A 15564-nucleotide genomic window follows, 5' to 3' on the forward strand; every position below is an offset into this window, starting at 1 on the left:
CCCCGCATTTGGAATGCCAGGGCTTTACGCGGGCAGGTGCGCCCGCCTCAAGCCCGGAGATCGCGTCAGCCGACCAGCGGCTCGTCCATAGCCTCGTCGAGCTGACGCAGGTCGCCGCCGCGCGTCTCCCGCCCGAACCACGCGACCAGCCCCAGCGCTGCCACCGTCGGCATCAGGATGATCGCGGCGGCGATCCCCATCGGCGGCACCAGCGCCATGATCGACAGCGCCTGGGCGAGCACGCCGCCGCCCTTGGTGCACGCCGCGACGAACCCCGTCGCGCGCCCGCGGACCTTCAGCGGGAAGCTCTCGGCGGCATAGGGAAGCACCATCGCGATGATCCCGTTCGAGCCGACGATCAGCAGCGCCACCGGCAGCACCGGGCTGCCGCTGCCGCTCAGCTCCAGCCACATCACGCCGATCAGTCCGAGCAGGGTCACACCGATCATCGCGACCAGCGACCATTTGGTGCTCCACCGGCTGTAGAGAAACGCCGCCAGGAACACGGTGGGAAAGGCGATCAGCGCCGAAGCCGCGAGCAGCTTGCTCGAAACCTCGACCGAATAGCCCTTGCTCACCAGATCGGCCGGCAGCCACAAAAGCAGCCCGAAGTTGATCAGTCCCCACGCGATCGCAGCGGTCGACAGCGCGGCAAGCTTGCCGATCAGCTTCGCTCCCGTGAGCGGCACATGCGCGGGGCGCGCGGCGGCCAGGACGGGCGCCCCGATGCGCTTCACGCTCGATCCGAACGCCGCCATCACCCGCGCCGCTTCCTCACGCCGTCCGCGCGCGAGCAGGAACTTGGCCGATTCGGGGATGAAGGCGCCGAGCAGCACCAGCATCAGCCCGGAGGGCAGGTTGAGCAGCCACAGGATCCGCCAGCCATATTCGGGCTGGAGCAGCGCCGAAAAACCGCTCGCGGCGAAATAGCCCCCCACCGCGCCCAGCCCGCCGACCAGCACCAGGCTCCAGCCCCGGTGCTTGCTCGGCATCATCTCGGCAAGCAGCGCATAGGTGACCGGCAGCATGCCCCCGGCGGCTGCGCCCATCATGAAGCACATGCCGATGTTCCAGGCGAGGCTGGGCATCGCGCCGCAGATCGAAGTGCCCACGAACATCACTGCCGAAAGCAGGATCGATGCCTTGCGCCCATAAATGTCGGCGATCACGCCCCAGAGCACCGATCCTACCACGGTGCCGATCAGCGCGAAGAAGGGGACCAGCGAGACCGTCGCCTTGTCCACTCCATATTCCGTCACCATGCCCGGCACGGTGAAACCCAGCGAAGCGGGCTTCATCACGTCGATCACCAGCGCGATCACGAGCACGATCATCAGCCGCCAGTGCGCCCAGCTCAGATGCGCGTCCTCGGGGGCGGCGATCTCGATCCCCGCAGTGACGGTGCGGTGTGCGCCCACGCCGCGCGGCAGCAGCCCATAGGCGGCGACGCCGACACCGGCGACGATCAGCCCCATGCCGGCGACCATGTCCCAGCCCATCTCCATGCCCGCGAGCATGAAGTGCATGTGCTCGCCCATCATGAACATCGGGATGTGCATCAGCACCCCCGCGGTCACCGCCGCGCAGCCCAGCACGAAGGCCCAGATCGCCTGCCGTCCCGCCAGCACGCTGCTCTGATTCACGATGGATCCCCCATTGGGCTTCCCCAGCCCCATTTGCTTGTGTTAGCGCTAACTTCCGTAAGCGCAGGAGCAACCTGCCACAAGGGAGAGCGATGTGAAGGGCAAAATGGCGCGGCGCCTGCTGGGCGCATCGATGCTGACGACTGCAATGTTGGGAGCGCCCGCGGCGGCGCAGGAAGAGCAGCGGCAGATCGCACTCGGGGAAGCCGGGTATTTCGAAGCGCGGGGCGTCAACGTCCTCGTCTTCTCCAACTGGTACGATGGGCTGTTCGCCGACGCCAAGCATAGCGGCGTCGAGCTGATCCAGCAGGGCGAGCGCATCGCCACCAACGGCGATGTCCGCTTGTCCCCCACCCCCGGCCAATGGGACCCGATCGGCCGGCTGGTCGATTGCACGGTCGATCCCGCCACCGGCACGATCGAGGCGCTGCTCGAATATCCCGAGCACAAGTTCCGCTACCGCATCCGCGCCGAGCGCGCGGGGGAAGCAGTGAAGCTGGCGATCGTCCTCGATCAGCCGCTTCCCGCCGCGCTCGCGGGCAAGGCCGGGTTCAACCTCGAGTTTCTGCCCTCGGCCTATTTCCGCAAGAGCTTCCTCGCCGACGGCAAGGGCGGCGCCTTCCCGCTCTATCCGTCGAGCGATATGGTCGCGGGCGGCGAGCGCAACGCTGCCAGCGGGCGCGACATCGGTGCCGGCGCCGAGCCGCTGCCGCTTGCGAAAGGCAAGACGTTGGTCCTTGCGCCCGAGGATCCCGCGCGCCGCGTCCGGATCGAGACGGCGGGGGGCGAACTCGGTCTCTATGACGGGCGCGACCAGGCGCAGAACGGCTGGTTCGTCGTGCGCAGCCTGATCCCCGCCGGCAAGACCGGGCGAGTGATCGAATGGACGCTCGCGCCCAACAGCGTCCCCGGCTGGCTGCGCGCGCCGGTGATCGGCCATTCGCAGCTCGGCTATGCGCCGCAGCAGGCCAAGGTGGCAGTGCTCGAGCTCGACGCCAACGACACGCCCAAGGGCGAGGTGCGGCTGCTCCGCGTGAACGAACGCGGCGAAGTGGCTCAGGCCGCAGCCGGCGCGGCCAGGCCATGGGGCAAATATCTGCGCTACAATTACGCCACCTTCGATTTCAGCCAGGTCCGCGAGCCCGGGCTCTACCAGCTCGACTATGCCGGCCAGCGCACCGCCACCTTCCGGATTGGCGCCGATGTGTACGACCGGGCGTGGCACCCCAGCCTCGACATCTACTTGCCCGTCCAGATGGACCATATGAGCGTCAACGAGGCTTATCGCGTCTGGCACGGCGACAGCCACCGCGACGATGCGCGCCAGGCGCCGGTCAACCACGAGCATGTCGACCTCTATCGCCAAGGCCCGACCACCGACACGCGCTTCCAACCCGGCGAGCACGTTCCGGGGCTCGACGTCGGCGGCTGGCTCGATGCGGGCGATTTCGATATCCGCACCCAGACCCAATATGCCGTGGTCCGCACGCTCGTCGGCATCTGGGAGGACCACAAGCCGGCGCGCGACCAGACCTTGGTCGACCAGCAGCTCCGCCACGTCGAGATGCACGTCCCTGACGGCAAGCCCGACCTGCTCCAGCAGATAGAGCACGGCGTGCGCTATCTTGCCTCGATGTACGATGCGCTCGGCTATGCGGTGCACGGCGTGGTCGAGCCCGATGTCGCGCAATACACCCATCTCGGCGATGCAGCGTCCAAGACCGACGGGCTCGTCTACGATCCGAGCCTGAAGCGCGGCGAGCGCAAGGGCGGCCGCAGCGGCACGCCCGACGACCGCTGGGTGTTCACCAGCAAGTCGAGCGCGCTCAACTATGGCTCGGCCGCGGCGCTCGCCGCCGCCAGCCGCGCGCTCAAGGGCTATGACGACGCGCTCGCCACCAAGGCGCTCGGCATCGCGAAGAAGGTCTGGGCCGAGGAGCACAGCCACGCCCCCAACACCTTCAGCCACGGCAACACCACCGGTGGCTGGCTGCCCGGCGAGGAGTTCACCGCCGCCGTCGAGCTGCTCGCCAGCACAAAGGACAGGCAATACGCCGATCGGATCGAGGCTTTATGGCCCGAGATCGCCCAGCGCTTCCCGCAATATGCCGAGACTGCGATCCAGGCGCTGCCCTTCATGGATGCCCCGTATCGCAGCAAGGTCGAGGCTGCGGCGCGCGCGCTCAAGGCCAATGCCGCGCCCTTCACCGGCCCCAATCCCTATGGCGTGCCGATCACCACCGGCGGCTGGGCCGGCAATGGCGCGGTGCTCCAGACCGGGCTCACCGATTACGCGATTCACAAGGCCTTCCCGGCGCTGAGCGACGGACAGGCGGTGTTCCGCGCGCTGGACTATCTCCACGGCACCCATCCGGGATCGAACCTGTCGTTCGTATCGGGCGTCGGCACGCGATCGAAGGAAGTCGCTTACGGCATGAATCGCGCCGACTTCTCGTTCATCGCCGGCGGCGTGGTGCCCGGGGTGCTCGTGCTCAAGCCCGACTTCCCCGAGAACAAGGAGGACTGGCCCTTCTTCTGGGGCCAGAACGAATATGTCGTGAACATGAGTCCCAGCTACATCGCGCTCGTCCAGGCCGCGATCGAGCTGACGAGGGCGAAACGTTAGTGGGGCCGCGTCGGCGGCGCTCAGCCGTCGCCGACGCGCTCGATGTCGGCGCCCACCGCCTGGAGCTTCTCTTCCAGCCGCTCATAGCCGCGATCGAGGTGGTAGACGCGGTTGACCTGCGTCTCGCCCTCGGCGGCAAGCCCTGCGAGGATCAGGCTCATCGAAGCGCGCAGGTCGGTCGCCATCACTGGCGCGCCCACCAGCTTCGCCGGGCCCTTCACCACCGCGGTGCGGCCGCGCACCTGGATGTCGGCGCCCATCCGCGTGAGCTCGGGCACGTGCATGTAGCGGTTCTCGAAGATCGTCTCGGTGAGCACGCTCGCGCCGTCGGCCTTGCACAGCATCGCCATGAACTGCGCCTGCATGTCGGTGGCGAAGCCCGGGAACGGCGCGGTCGAGAGCGTGAGCGGCTTCAGGCCGTTGTCGGCTGCGACGCGGATCGAATCGCGCTTCTCCTCGATCGTCACGCCTGCCTCGGCCAGCGCATCGAGCGTGGCGCGCATGTCGCCCGCGGCGGCGCCGACCAGCTCCAAGTCGCCGCCGGTGATCGCCGCGGCACAGGCATAGCTGCCCGCTTCGATCCTATCGGGCATCACCGAATAGGTCGCGCCGTGCAGCCGGTCGCGGCCTTCGATCTCTAGTGTCTCGGTGCCGATGCCGTCGATCGATGCGCCCATCGCGACGAGCAGCCTGCACAGGTCGACGATCTCGGGCTCGCGCGCGGCGTTGTGGAGGATCGTGCTGCCCTTGGCCGTGACCGCCGCCATCAGCGCATTCTCGGTTGCGCCGACCGATACCACGGGGAAGCGGAAGCGCCCGCCCGGCAGCCGTCCGCCTGGAGCGCTCGCCTTCACATAGCCGGCGGTGACTTCGATCTCGGCGCCCATCGCCTCGAGCGCCTTCAGGTGCAGGTCGATCGGGCGATTGCCGATCGCGCAGCCGCCGGGGAGCGACACGGTCGCTTCGCCCGCGCGGCCGAGCACCGGCCCCAGCACCAGGATCGATGCCCGCATTTTCCGCACGATGTCATAGGGCGCGACCGTCGAAGTCAGCCGGCCGGCGCGCACCGTCATCACCCGCCCGAAATCCTGCGGCCGCGTGCCCTCGATCGAAGTCGAGGCGCCGAGTTCGTTGAGCAGATGGCCGAACCCGTCGACGTCGGCGAGGCGCGGCAGGTTCCGGAGCGTCAGCGGCTCGTCGGTCAGCAGCGCGCAGGGCATCAGCGTCAGCGCCGAATTCTTCGCGCCCGAAATGGTGATTTTGCCCGCCAGGCGATTGCCGCCGCGGATGAGTATGCGATCCATGGCAGGGCTTCTAGGGTCCGTGCTCGCTGCCCGCAATGGCCCGAGCAGCATGAACGACTATGTCGTGCCGCCCGCACGATACACCGGTCCGCGCCGCATGCATGCGCGCCAGACCGACACACCGGCTTGATCGATTTTAATGCATTGATTCTACAGCACTGCTTTGCATGGACACGTGGGGGGATGAGCGTGTCTGCCAGTTGTTTCGCTGACCTGTTGAATGAGCTGATCGATCTGACTCCGGGCGAGTGCGGCGCCCTGGAGAAGCTCGAGGAGCGCCAGCGGCACGTGCGCCGCGGGGCGGTGCTCCAGCGCGAGAACGAGCAAGCCGGCGAGCTCTTCATCCTGCGCAAGGGCCTGATGATGAGCTATGTGCTGCTCGACGACGGCAGCCGCCAAATCCTGCGCTTCCTCTTCCCCGGCGACATGCTGGGCATATCGAGCGCGATCTACCGCGAGGCCCCCGAGACGCTGGCGGCGCTTTCCGACTGCGTCGTCTGCCCGTTCGACCGCGGAGCGCTGTCCAAGATCATGATCGCGCATCCCCGGCTCGCGGCGATGATCCTGGTCTATTCGCAGATCGAGCGCGTGGCGCTCACCGATCGGCTCGCCGCGCTCGGCCGTACCAGCGCCAAGGCCCGCATCGCCGCGCTGCTGCTCGAGCTGCGCAATCGGCTGCGCGCTACAGACAAGGAAGTCGCCAAGGTTTTCGCCCTCGGCCTCACCCAGGAGGAGATCGGCGACGCGACCGGCCTCACCGCGGTGCACGTCAACCGGATGCTCCGCCAGCTCGAAGAGGATGGCCTGATCGCACGCGAGGCAGGCAAGGTGACACTGCGCGACGAGCCCGCGCTCGCCCGGGTGGCCAATTACGTCAATCGCTACGAGGGGCTCGATCTGAGCTGGCTTCCCCCGCCGACGCGCTGATCACCCCTTTATCCTCCCCCGCCAGGGGGAGGGGGACCAGCGAAGCTGGTGGAGGGGGAGGATGCCAGAACGCCGGAAGGGGTTCCTCCCCCTCCGTCACGCTCTCGCGTGTCACCTCCCCCTGGCGGGGGGAGGATAGATGCTCAAGCCCGGGACCGCGCCTTTGCGCTCACGCCTTCTCTAGCGTGCACTGGAGCGGGTGCTGGTTCTGCCGTGCGAAGTCGATCACCTGCGCGACCTTGGTCTCGGCCACTTCGTAGCTGAACACGCCGCACACGCCCACGCCGCGCTGGTGGACGTGGAGCATCACCTGCGTCGCCTCCTCCATGCTCATTCGGAAGAAACGCTGGAGCACCAGCACGACGAATTCCATCGGCGTGTAATCGTCGTTGAGCATCAGCACGCGATACGGCGTCGGCTTCTTGGTGCGCGTGCGGGTGCGCGTCGCCAGACCCACGGAGGGGTCGCGCCCGCCGGTGTCGTCGTCGCCGTCCTCGGCCATTCGGATGTCGTAACGCGTGAGCTCTTGCATCGCAGTCCGGAAAATATGGCTTAGACCCTGACAGGGCAAGGCCAGGAACGCGCAAAACGGCGCGGAGGTGCCCCGTTCGAAACGAAAAGGGCGGCCGCCCGAAGGCAGCCGCCCCAAATTACGCTATCTACTGCGCGAAGGCGCCTCAGGCGACGACCTTCACCTTTTCGGCTGCAACCGCGAGGCGGTTCGACAGCGGCTGCGCGGCGTCGCCGGCGAGCTTGAGCACCGCTTCGGTGGTCTTCGATGCCTCGGCGACATATGAGTCGAACGCAGTGCGGACATAGTCGCTCTGCAGCTTGAAGAACTCGGTCGGCGACTTGACCGCAGCGAGCGTCTTCAGCGTGGCAGTCGCGTTCTCGAACGACTTGCGGCTGTATTCGGCGGCTTCCTGGCCGAGCGCCTCGAGGCCCTTGGCAGTGATGCGGCTCGACTCGACGACCGCTTCCAGATTGCCCTTGGCGAACTCATTGGCTTCCTCGACCAGCTTGGTCGACTTCTCGACCGCAGCCTTGGTGCGCTCGTTGATGTCGGCGAAGAAGGCCTGGGCCTTGGCGGTGTTGTTCTCGATCGTGGTATCCATGGTGCTGACTTCCTTGACGAGGGCCTTCGCGGCGACTGGCTCTGCGGCCGCGACGGCTTCGTTGATGATGTCCGCGGCGGCTTCGGCCGGCTCTGCCACGGTCTCGGCAAAATGCGTGACTTCCTGCGACGCTGCTTCGACGGCCGGGACCGGCTCGGGCACAGGAGCCGGGACGATCGTCGCGGCTTCGGCAACCGGCGCGGGCTTCTCAGCCGCTGCGGCAACAACTCCAGCCTTGGGCGCGGCCTGCTTCGTGGCGCGCGCCGCGGGCTTGCGAGCGGTGACGGGCTTGGCCGTTCCGGTCTTCGGTCCCTTGGTGGCCATTTGAGTCGATCCCCTAGCTAATTGCTGCATTGCAACATTTAAGGGATTCGGCGCGCATTTTCAAGCTTCGATTGTGCAGCGCAGCAAAGCAGATGCACGCTACGGAACCGTCGCTTTCAGCGCATCTTCACATAAGTGCCCGGGGCGTCGCACAGCGGCTCGAGCTTGCCTTTCCCGGGAATGCGCGCGCCTTTGGCGGGCACCTTGGCCGCATCCACGCCCTCGATCCAGCCGATCCAGTCGGGCCACCAGCTGCCCTTGGTCTCCCTGGCGCCGGCAACGAACTCGGCGAGCGTCTCCGCCTTCGCCTCGTTGGTCCAATATTGGTATTTGCCTGCGGACGGCGGGTTCACCACCCCCGCGATATGCCCCGATCCCGCGAGCACGAAGCGGAGCGGTCCCGTGAAATACTGGGTGATCTTCCACACGCTCTGCGCCGGGGCGATATGGTCCTCGCGGCCGGCCTGGACATAGGCGGGCGTCGTCACCCTGGTGAGGTCGACCGGCGTCCCGGCGATCGAAAGCGCGGCGGGCACCACCAGCTTGTTGTCGCGATACAGGTCGGTCAGGTAGCTCAGGTGCCACGCGGCCGGCAGGTTGGTGACGTCCGAGTTCCAGTGGAGCAGGTCGAACGGCGCATAGTCCTGCCCCATCAGATAATTGTTGGTCACATAGTTCCAGATCAGGTCGCGCCCGCGCAGCAGGTTGAAGGTCGCCGCCATGTAGCGCCCGTCGAGGAAGCCCTCGGCACCCAGCGAGCGGATCAGCGCGAGCTGGTCGTCGTCGACGAACATGCTCAGGTCGCCCGCTTCGCTGAAATCGACCTGCGCCGTGAAGAAGGTGGCGCTCTTCACCTTCTCCGATTCGCCTCGCGCGGCGAGCACCGCCAGCGTCGCCGCCAGCGTGGTGCCGGCCACGCAATAGCCGATCGCATGGACGCTCGTTACGTCCAGCAGCTCGCGGATCGTGTCGATCGCGTCGATCTGGCCGCGCTCGACATAATCGTCCCACACCACGTCCTTCATCGTCGCGTCGGCCGAGCGCCACGAGACGACGAACACCGTCAGCCCCTGCTCCACCGCCCAGCGGATGAAGCTTTTCTCGGGGTTGAGGTCGAGGATGTAGAAGCGGTTGATCCACGGCGGGAAGATCACGAGCGGCGTCTCGTACACTTCCTCGGTGACAGGCGAATACTGGATCAGCTCGTAGAGCGGCGTCCGCTTGACCACCTTTCCGGGCGTCGTCGCCATGTTGCGCCCGACTTCGAAGGCAGCGGGATCGGCCTGGGTGATCTGTCCCTTGGCGAGATCGCCCAGCATGTTCTGGAGCCCCTTGAGCAGGCTCTCGCCCTTGGTCTCGACGATCTTCTCGATCACCTGGGGGTTGGTCGCGGGGAAATTGGTGGGGCTCACCGCGTCGATGAAGCCCTTGGTGGCGAAGCGGATCTGCTCCTTCTGCCGCGGATCGACGCCTTCGATCGCGTCGACTCCCTTCAGCAGATGGTCGGCGATCACGAAATAGCTCTGGCGCAGGAAATCGAACACCGGCTCCTCGCGCCACTGCGGCGCCTTGAAGCGCTTGTCCTTCGCCTGCTCGGGGGTTTCCTCGAAGGGGCGGGCGTGCTCCGGGTCCAGGAAGCGCTGCCACAGCTGCATCGTATCCGCCCAAAAGCCGGCGCCCGCGCGCGCCGCCGCGGTCGGATCGAACATCCCGCCGAACGGCGATGCGGCGGGCAGGTGCTCCATCAGGTCGAAGCCGTGCTCGAGCATCATCTGCTGCGCGCGCCCGAGCACCCAGGTCCAGTGCTGGAGGTCCTCCAGGCTGGGAAGCGGGGTCGTGGTCTCGGCCATTGGTGCCCTCCAAGCAGCGCTTTACCGCTTCATGTGCATTGCCGCATTTCCGCAGCCGCGCATATGGCGTACAACTCTATACACGGCACATCGGGTGCCGCCTTCCAACCATCAAGCGAGAACCGGAATGTCCGAAGAGTTCTACCGCATCAAGCGCCTGCCTCCCTATGTCATCGCCGAAGTGAACGCGATGCGGGCAGCGGCGCGTGCGGCGGGCGAGGACATCATCGATCTCGGCATGGGCAACCCCGATCTGCCGCCGCCGCCGCACGTGATCGAAAAGCTGTGCGAAGTCGCGCAGAAGCCCGACGCGCACGGCTATTCGCAGTCGAAGGGCATCCCCGGCCTGCGCCGCGCCCAGGCGAACTATTACGGCCGCCGCTTCGGCGTCGATCTCGATCCCGAGACCGAGGTGGTCGTGACCATGGGCTCCAAGGAAGGGCTCGCCAGCCTCGCCACTGCGATCACTGCGCCGGGCGACGTGATCCTCGCCCCCAACCCCAGCTATCCGATCCACACCTTCGGCTTCATCATCGCCGGGGCGACGATCCGTGCGGTGCCGACCGCGCCCGACGAAGCCTATTTCGAGAGCCTCGAGCGCGCAGTGAACTTCACCGTGCCGCGCCCCTCGGTGCTCGTCGTCAACTATCCGTCGAACCCCACGGCCGAGACGGTGGACCTCGCCTTCTACGAACGGCTGGTCGCCTGGGCGAAGGAGAACAAGGTCTGGATCATCTCCGACCTCGCCTATTCGGAGCTCTATTACGACGGCAAGCCGACGCCTTCGATCCTTCAGGTCAAGGGCGCGAAGGACGTTGCCGTCGAGTTCACTTCGCTCAGCAAGACCTTCTCGATGGCGGGCTGGCGGATCGGCTTCGCGGTGGGCAACAAGCAGCTCATCGCTGCGATGACGCGGGTCAAATCCTACCTCGATTATGGCGCCTTCACGCCGGTTCAGGCCGCCGCCTGCGCCGCGCTCAACGGCCCCCAGGACATCGTCGAGAAAAACCGCGAGCTCTATCACAAGCGCCGCGACGTGCTGGTGGAGAGCTTCGCCCGCGCCGGCTGGGACATCCCGAGCCCGCGTGCGTCGATGTTCGCCTGGGCACCGCTGCCGCCTGCGCTCGCGCATCTCGGCAGCCTCGAATTCTCCAAGCAGCTGCTGAGCCACGCCAAGGTCGCAGTCGCGCCAGGCGTTGGCTATGGCGAGAACGGCGAGGGCTTCGTGCGCATCGCGATGGTCGAGAACGAACAGCGCCTCCGCCAGGCCGCACGCAACGTGAAGCGCTATCTCCAGTCGATGGGCGTTAACACCGGCGCCAAGGCGGGGTGAGCACAGATTGATTTTTCGGCCCTGCTCGCCTATGTAGAGCGCGCAAAGGTCATAGGTTCTCCTATGGTACGACAGCCCCCGCTGCTGCAACGGCGGGGGCTTCTTCGTTTGGGGAACGCGCTGCAACGCGTCCCCCTCCCGTCGTGCTACTTGTGGCGCGCCACTTCGATCACCTTGAGAATCAAGGTGGCGAAAGCAAACAGCACGCCAAGCAAGATGCACAGATTTGCAAAGGTCATAGTGCACTCCTCTTAGTACGACGGCGGGATTGCCGCCGCCGTCAGCCTAGGGAGGCGCACACGTGCTGCCATGCCGGCGCCGTCGTGCATGGTCCGAAATGGAGCAGATTGTCCGAAACCGGCGCTTTGCGCATAGGACGCACATGACTCGCCTCGACTTCCCCTTCTCCACCCGCTTCCGCGTCCGCTATTCCGAGATCGACGGGCAGAAGATCGTCTTCAACTCGCGCTATCTCGAATATGCCGACGTCACGCTCAGCGAGTTCTGGCGCTGGGCCGCGCTCGACGACGTCGGGCCGGACTGGCAGGACGCCGAATTCAACTATGTCCGCGCGACGATCGACTACAAGCAGCCTTTCCGCCTCGACGACATGGTCGAGGGGTTCGCGCGGATCGAGCGGATCGGCACGTCGAGCATGACGCACCGCATCGAGCTCTGCCACGCCGAGACCGGCGAGCTCCACGCCGTGGTCGAGATGGTGAGCGTCCATGTCGACCTGGAGACGCGCAAGTCGAAGCCGATTCCGGAGAACGTCCGCGCGCGGCTGGAAGCGCTCAGGACCGACCCGGCTGTCTGAAGGTCTGTTCGTTTTCGGCGCAGTAGCGGACAGTGGCTGAGTTTGTTATCGTACAACATGTTTTTCGCCGTTTTACTGTTGGCTTCCGCGGTCCAGGAGACGGTGACCAATCGTGTCACGCAAGTTGACTTTGAACGGCAGGCTGCTGCCTGCGGCATTGATCGTCGGTATGGTGGGCGCGCTGAGGCTGGATACGCTGCCAAGCTGGTCAACGATGGGCGAATGCTCTTATTGAGGAGCAATCAACAACCTGAAGGGCGCAGCTGCTTGGAAAAATGGGCTAGAGAGCGCGGACTTCAGCTTATCATCTGGTCGGACTGATACTCACGCGAATTTCCGCTAACAGCCCATAAGCGTTAATGGCGTGCTCCTGCGGGAGCAGGAACCCCAAGGTGTTGGGTACTGCGCTATCCTGGTTTCGAGCACGAACGAGCCATCGACCGCTTTCCACCACCAGCAGCCACCTCGCGGCCCGACCAGCCTATTCCGCCGCCTTCGCCTCGGGCTCGTCCTCGGCGATGTCCTCGGGCAGCGCCCACAGCAGGTCGCCCTTCCCCAGCACGCGGCCGTCGTGCGACTGGACCGTCACCGGCGCGATCGGCTTGCGGTCGCGCGCGTCGACCAGCACCGGCGTCGCGCGCACGCCCGTCTCCCAGCGCTCGCCCCATTGGCGCAGCGCCACCATCGTCGGGAGCAGCGCATAGCCTTTGTCGGTGAGGCGGTATTCGATCTTGCGGCGGTCGCCGGGGCACGGCTGGCGCGCGAGGATGCCATGCTCGACCAGCCGCGCGAGCCGGTTCGCCAGAATGTTGCGGGCGATGCCCAGCTCGGACTGGAATTCCTCGAAATGATGGAGGCCGTTGAACGAGCCGCGCAGGATCAGGAACGACCAGCGCTCGCCCATCGCCTCCAGCGCCGCGGGCAGGCTGCATTCGGCCAGCTCACGAAGCGATTCCCTAAGTCCTGCGCCCATCCAGCCTCCTTATCGCATTTCCGGTACAAGCGGAACGTCATAACATCTTGCGCCGCAGCAATAGTTTCCTCTTGCAACTGATCTTGTACTAATTTAAGTAGCTATTCGCAACTTGTTTGCGCCGTAAAGCTCCCCAGGAGGATGTCATGACTCGATTTCTTGCCGTCGCGGCAGCGGCCGCGGCAACGGTTGCGCTCGCCCCCGCGGGCTTTGCCCAGACCGCCCGCGGCTATTACTCCGCCACACCGGTGACTGCGCCCGAGAAGGCCAGCCTCGTCACGCGCTCGACGATCTGGAAATGCGGCGAGGGCGTGTGCGTCGCCAGCAAGGCGAACGCGCGCGACAACATCATGTGCGAGCTCGTCGCCCGCGAACTGGGTCAGCTCTCCGCCTTCCGTGCCAACGGCAGCGAGTTCGATGCCGAAGCGCTCGCCAAGTGCAACACCAAGGCGCGATGATCTTCGCACAACTACTGAAAATCATTGCATTGCAGCAGCACGGAGCCCCATCTTAGCTCCGTGCTGCGACAATATGAACTTGTAGACCGGGTCCTTTCCTACGACCCCCAGGCCGACGAGGCCCTGCTCAACCGCGCCTATGTCTTCTCGGTCAATGCGCATGGCACCCAGAAGCGCGCCTCGGGCGATCCCTATTTCAGCCATCCGATCGAAGTCGCGGGCATCCTGACCGACCTGCATCTCGATGCGGAGACGATCGCCACGGCGATCCTCCACGACACGATCGAGGATACCGTCGCCACGCCCGAGGAGATCCAGCGGCTGTTCGGCGATAATGTCGCGCGGATGGTCGACGGCGTCACCAAGCTCTCCAAGATCGAGGCGCAGACCGAGAGCGAGCGCGCCGCCGAGAACCTGCGGAAATTCCTGCTGGCGATGTCCGACGACATCCGCGTGCTGCTGGTCAAGCTCGCGGACCGGCTGCACAACATGCGCACGCTCCACCACATCAAGAACGAGGAGAAGCGCCGCCGCATCGCGCGCGAGACGATGGACATCTATGCCCCGCTCGCCGAGCGGATCGGCATGTACGAGTTCATGAAGGAGATGCAGACGCTCGCCTTCCGCGAGCTCGAGCCCGAAGCCTATGAATCGATCACCAAGCGGCTCGACGCGCTCAAGATCGAGGGTGAGGACCGCATCGCCAAGATCGCATCGGGGCTCAAGCTGCTGCTCGGGCGCAACGGCATCGAAGCAGAAGTGACCGGGCGCGAGAAGCACCCCTATTCGATCTGGAAGAAGATGTCCGAGCGCCATGTGAGCCTCGAGCAGCTCTCGGACCTGATGGCCTTCCGCGCGATCGTCGATACCGAAGAGGAATGCTATCGTGCGCTAGGCGTGATCCACCGCCGCTGGCCGATGGTGCCGGGGCGGTTCAAGGATTACATCTCCACGCCCAAGCGCAACGGCTATCGCTCGCTCCACACCAGCGTGATCCACGCCGAGAACATGCGCATCGAAGTGCAGATTCGCACCCGCGACATGCACGCCCAGGCCGAATTCGGCCTCGCCGCGCACTGGGCCTACAAGCAGGATGCGGTCCGGCCCGACACCCAGGTGAGCTGGATCCGCGACCTGATCGAGATCCTCGAACACGCCGAAAGCCCCGAGGAGCTGCTCGAGCATACCCGGATGGCGATGTACCAGGACCGGATCTTCGCCTTCACGCCGAAAGGCGAGCTGATCCAGCTTCCCAAGGGTGCGACCCCGGTCGACTTCGCCTATGCGGTCCACACCGATCTCGGCGATCAGGCGGTGGGCGCCAAGATCAACGGCCGCGTCGTGCCGCTTCGTACCGAGATCACCCAGGGCGATCAGGTCCAGATTCTGCGCTCCAAGGCGCAGGAGCCGCAGGCCAACTGGCTCAACTTCGCGATCACCGGCAAGGCGCGCGCGGCGATCCGCCGCCACATCCGCCACAAGGAGCGCGACGAGACCGTCCGGCTCGGCCGCAAGCTCTATGACGACATCCTCCAGCGCCTGCCCACGCCCGCGGGCGAGAGCGCGCTGGAGGATGCGCTCAAGCGCCTCAAGCTCGCCGACGAGGAAGCGCTGATGGAAGCGATCGCGCGCCGCAAGCTCACCGACGTTCAGGTGATGGAAGCGGTGATGCCGGGCTCGGCCGAGGGCGCCGAAAGCGCGCCGCCCACCCAGAGCCAGGCGATCGACATCAAGGGGCTCACCCCCGGCGTCGCGTTCGACTTCGCCGAGGATTGCCGCCCGGTTCCCGGCGACCGGATCGTCGGGCTGCGCCGCGCCGGCGAGCCGATCGTCGTCCACCGCATTGACTGCGCCGGGCTCGCCTACACCGACGAGGACGACTGGGTGGACCTCACCTGGGGTGACAAGGCCGAGGGCGGCATCGCCCGCATCGCGGTTACCCTGAAGAACGAGCCCGGCGCGCTCGGCGCGATCGCGACGCTGATCGGCCAGCACAAGGCCAACATCCTCGGCCTGCGCCTCGACAACCGCGACACCACCTTCCACACCAACACGATCGACCTTGAGGTACGCAACGCCGCGCACCTGATGCGCCTCCTCGCCGCGCTCCGCGCCGCCGATGCAGTGAGCTCCGCCGAGCGGATGTGACTTCTTCCCAGGCCCGTTCTCCTCAGACTCGTTCGCCCTGAGCTTG

At 66.0% G+C, this 15564-nt stretch carries 13 protein-coding genes; 7 read left to right on the top strand and 6 right to left on the bottom strand.

Going from position 1 to position 15564, the window contains the following annotated elements:
* Positions 1–65: 65 nt before the first annotated feature.
* A complete protein-coding gene (locus tag ACMGDH_RS00295) occupies positions 66–1643 on the bottom strand; it encodes an MFS transporter (RefSeq protein ID WP_436825924.1) in 1578 nt (525 codons plus the stop codon).
* A gap of 94 nt (positions 1644–1737) precedes the next feature.
* Between ACMGDH_RS00295 and ACMGDH_RS00300 the strand changes: the two genes are divergently transcribed.
* The gene (locus ACMGDH_RS00300; protein ID WP_436825925.1) at positions 1738–4269 is read left to right on the top strand and encodes a glycoside hydrolase family 9 protein; all 2532 of its coding nucleotides are present in this window, start codon (positions 1738–1740) and stop codon (positions 4267–4269) included.
* A gap of 20 nt (positions 4270–4289) precedes the next feature.
* Here the strand turns inward: ACMGDH_RS00300 and murA are convergent, their stop codons facing one another.
* Entirely contained in the window at positions 4290–5573 is a 1284-nt protein-coding gene (gene murA, locus ACMGDH_RS00305) for a UDP-N-acetylglucosamine 1-carboxyvinyltransferase (RefSeq protein WP_436825926.1), read from the bottom strand.
* Here murA and ACMGDH_RS00310 point away from each other — a divergent pair.
* Both ACMGDH_RS00310 and ACMGDH_RS00315 read left to right on the top strand, forming a co-directional pair.
* Complete coding sequence (locus ACMGDH_RS00310; RefSeq protein WP_436825927.1) at positions 5572–5703, top strand: hypothetical protein; 132 nt, start codon at positions 5572–5574, stop codon at positions 5701–5703. The genes murA and ACMGDH_RS00310 overlap by 2 nt on opposite strands.
* 86 nt (positions 5704–5789) lie before the next feature.
* Positions 5790–6500, top strand: a complete 711-nt coding sequence (locus ACMGDH_RS00315) for a Crp/Fnr family transcriptional regulator (RefSeq protein ID WP_436825928.1) — start codon at positions 5790–5792, stop codon at positions 6498–6500.
* A 169-nt stretch (positions 6501–6669) separates the two neighbouring features.
* Here the strand turns inward: ACMGDH_RS00315 and clpS are convergent, their stop codons facing one another.
* From clpS to ACMGDH_RS00330, 3 genes are all read right to left on the bottom strand, one after another.
* On the bottom strand, positions 6670–7002 hold the full coding sequence (gene clpS, locus ACMGDH_RS00320; protein WP_436827191.1) for an ATP-dependent Clp protease adapter ClpS: 333 nt from the start codon (positions 7000–7002) through the stop codon (positions 6670–6672).
* Between the two features lie 175 nt (positions 7003–7177).
* Positions 7178–7939 (bottom strand): phasin family protein, encoded by a 762-nt coding sequence (locus ACMGDH_RS00325; protein ID WP_436825929.1) that lies wholly within the window; start codon positions 7937–7939, stop codon positions 7178–7180.
* A 116-nt stretch (positions 7940–8055) separates the two neighbouring features.
* A complete protein-coding gene (locus tag ACMGDH_RS00330; RefSeq protein ID WP_436825930.1) occupies positions 8056–9789 on the bottom strand; it encodes a PHA/PHB synthase family protein in 1734 nt (577 codons plus the stop codon).
* Between the two features lie 127 nt (positions 9790–9916).
* On the opposite strand from ACMGDH_RS00330, the gene ACMGDH_RS00335 reads away from it, so the two are divergent.
* Positions 9917–11122 (top strand): LL-diaminopimelate aminotransferase, encoded by a 1206-nt coding sequence (locus ACMGDH_RS00335; RefSeq protein WP_436825931.1) that lies wholly within the window; start codon positions 9917–9919, stop codon positions 11120–11122.
* A gap of 382 nt (positions 11123–11504) precedes the next feature.
* Positions 11505–11939: an acyl-CoA thioesterase gene (locus ACMGDH_RS00340; RefSeq protein WP_436825932.1), complete on the top strand. Its 435-nt coding sequence runs from the start codon at positions 11505–11507 to the stop codon at positions 11937–11939.
* 481 nt (positions 11940–12420) lie between these two features.
* Here ACMGDH_RS00340 and ACMGDH_RS00345 read toward each other — a convergent pair whose 3' ends face one another.
* Positions 12421–12912, bottom strand: coding sequence for a winged helix-turn-helix transcriptional regulator (locus tag ACMGDH_RS00345; RefSeq protein ID WP_436825933.1), 492 nt, complete (start codon positions 12910–12912; stop codon positions 12421–12423).
* Between the two features lie 146 nt (positions 12913–13058).
* Between ACMGDH_RS00345 and ACMGDH_RS00350 the strand changes: the two genes are divergently transcribed.
* Together ACMGDH_RS00350 and ACMGDH_RS00355 are read left to right on the top strand one after the other, a co-directional pair.
* Positions 13059–13370, top strand: a complete 312-nt coding sequence (locus ACMGDH_RS00350; protein ID WP_436825934.1) for a CC_3452 family protein — start codon at positions 13059–13061, stop codon at positions 13368–13370.
* A 60-nt stretch (positions 13371–13430) separates the two neighbouring features.
* Positions 13431–15518: a RelA/SpoT family protein gene (locus ACMGDH_RS00355; RefSeq protein WP_436825935.1), complete on the top strand. Its 2088-nt coding sequence runs from the start codon at positions 13431–13433 to the stop codon at positions 15516–15518.
* The last annotated feature ends 46 nt before the right edge of the window (positions 15519–15564 follow it).

Origin of the sequence: Sphingomonas radicis (assembly GCF_051400635.1) — a bacterium.
GTDB lineage: Bacteria > Pseudomonadota > Alphaproteobacteria > Sphingomonadales > Sphingomonadaceae > Sphingomonas.

Bases quoted from the DNA above. Each gene is read 5' to 3' on its own strand.
- ACMGDH_RS00310 (WP_436825927.1), top strand. From the start codon at position 5,572: ATGGCAGGGCTTCTAGGGTCCGTGCTCGCTGCCCGCAATGGCCCGAGC.
- murA (WP_436825926.1), bottom strand. From the start codon at position 5,573: ATGGATCGCATACTCATCCGCGGCGGCAATCGCCTGGCGGGCAAAATC.
- clpS (WP_436827191.1), bottom strand. From the start codon at position 7,002: ATGGCCGAGGACGGCGACGACGACACCGGCGGGCGCGACCCCTCCGTG.
- ACMGDH_RS00325 (WP_436825929.1), bottom strand. From the start codon at position 7,939: ATGGCCACCAAGGGACCGAAGACCGGAACGGCCAAGCCCGTCACCGCT.
- ACMGDH_RS00330 (WP_436825930.1), bottom strand. From the start codon at position 9,789: ATGGCCGAGACCACGACCCCGCTTCCCAGCCTGGAGGACCTCCAGCAC.
- ACMGDH_RS00335 (WP_436825931.1), top strand. From the start codon at position 9,917: ATGTCCGAAGAGTTCTACCGCATCAAGCGCCTGCCTCCCTATGTCATC.
- ACMGDH_RS00340 (WP_436825932.1), top strand. From the start codon at position 11,505: ATGACTCGCCTCGACTTCCCCTTCTCCACCCGCTTCCGCGTCCGCTAT.
- ACMGDH_RS00345 (WP_436825933.1), bottom strand. From the start codon at position 12,912: ATGGGCGCAGGACTTAGGGAATCGCTTCGTGAGCTGGCCGAATGCAGC.
- ACMGDH_RS00350 (WP_436825934.1), top strand. From the start codon at position 13,059: ATGACTCGATTTCTTGCCGTCGCGGCAGCGGCCGCGGCAACGGTTGCG.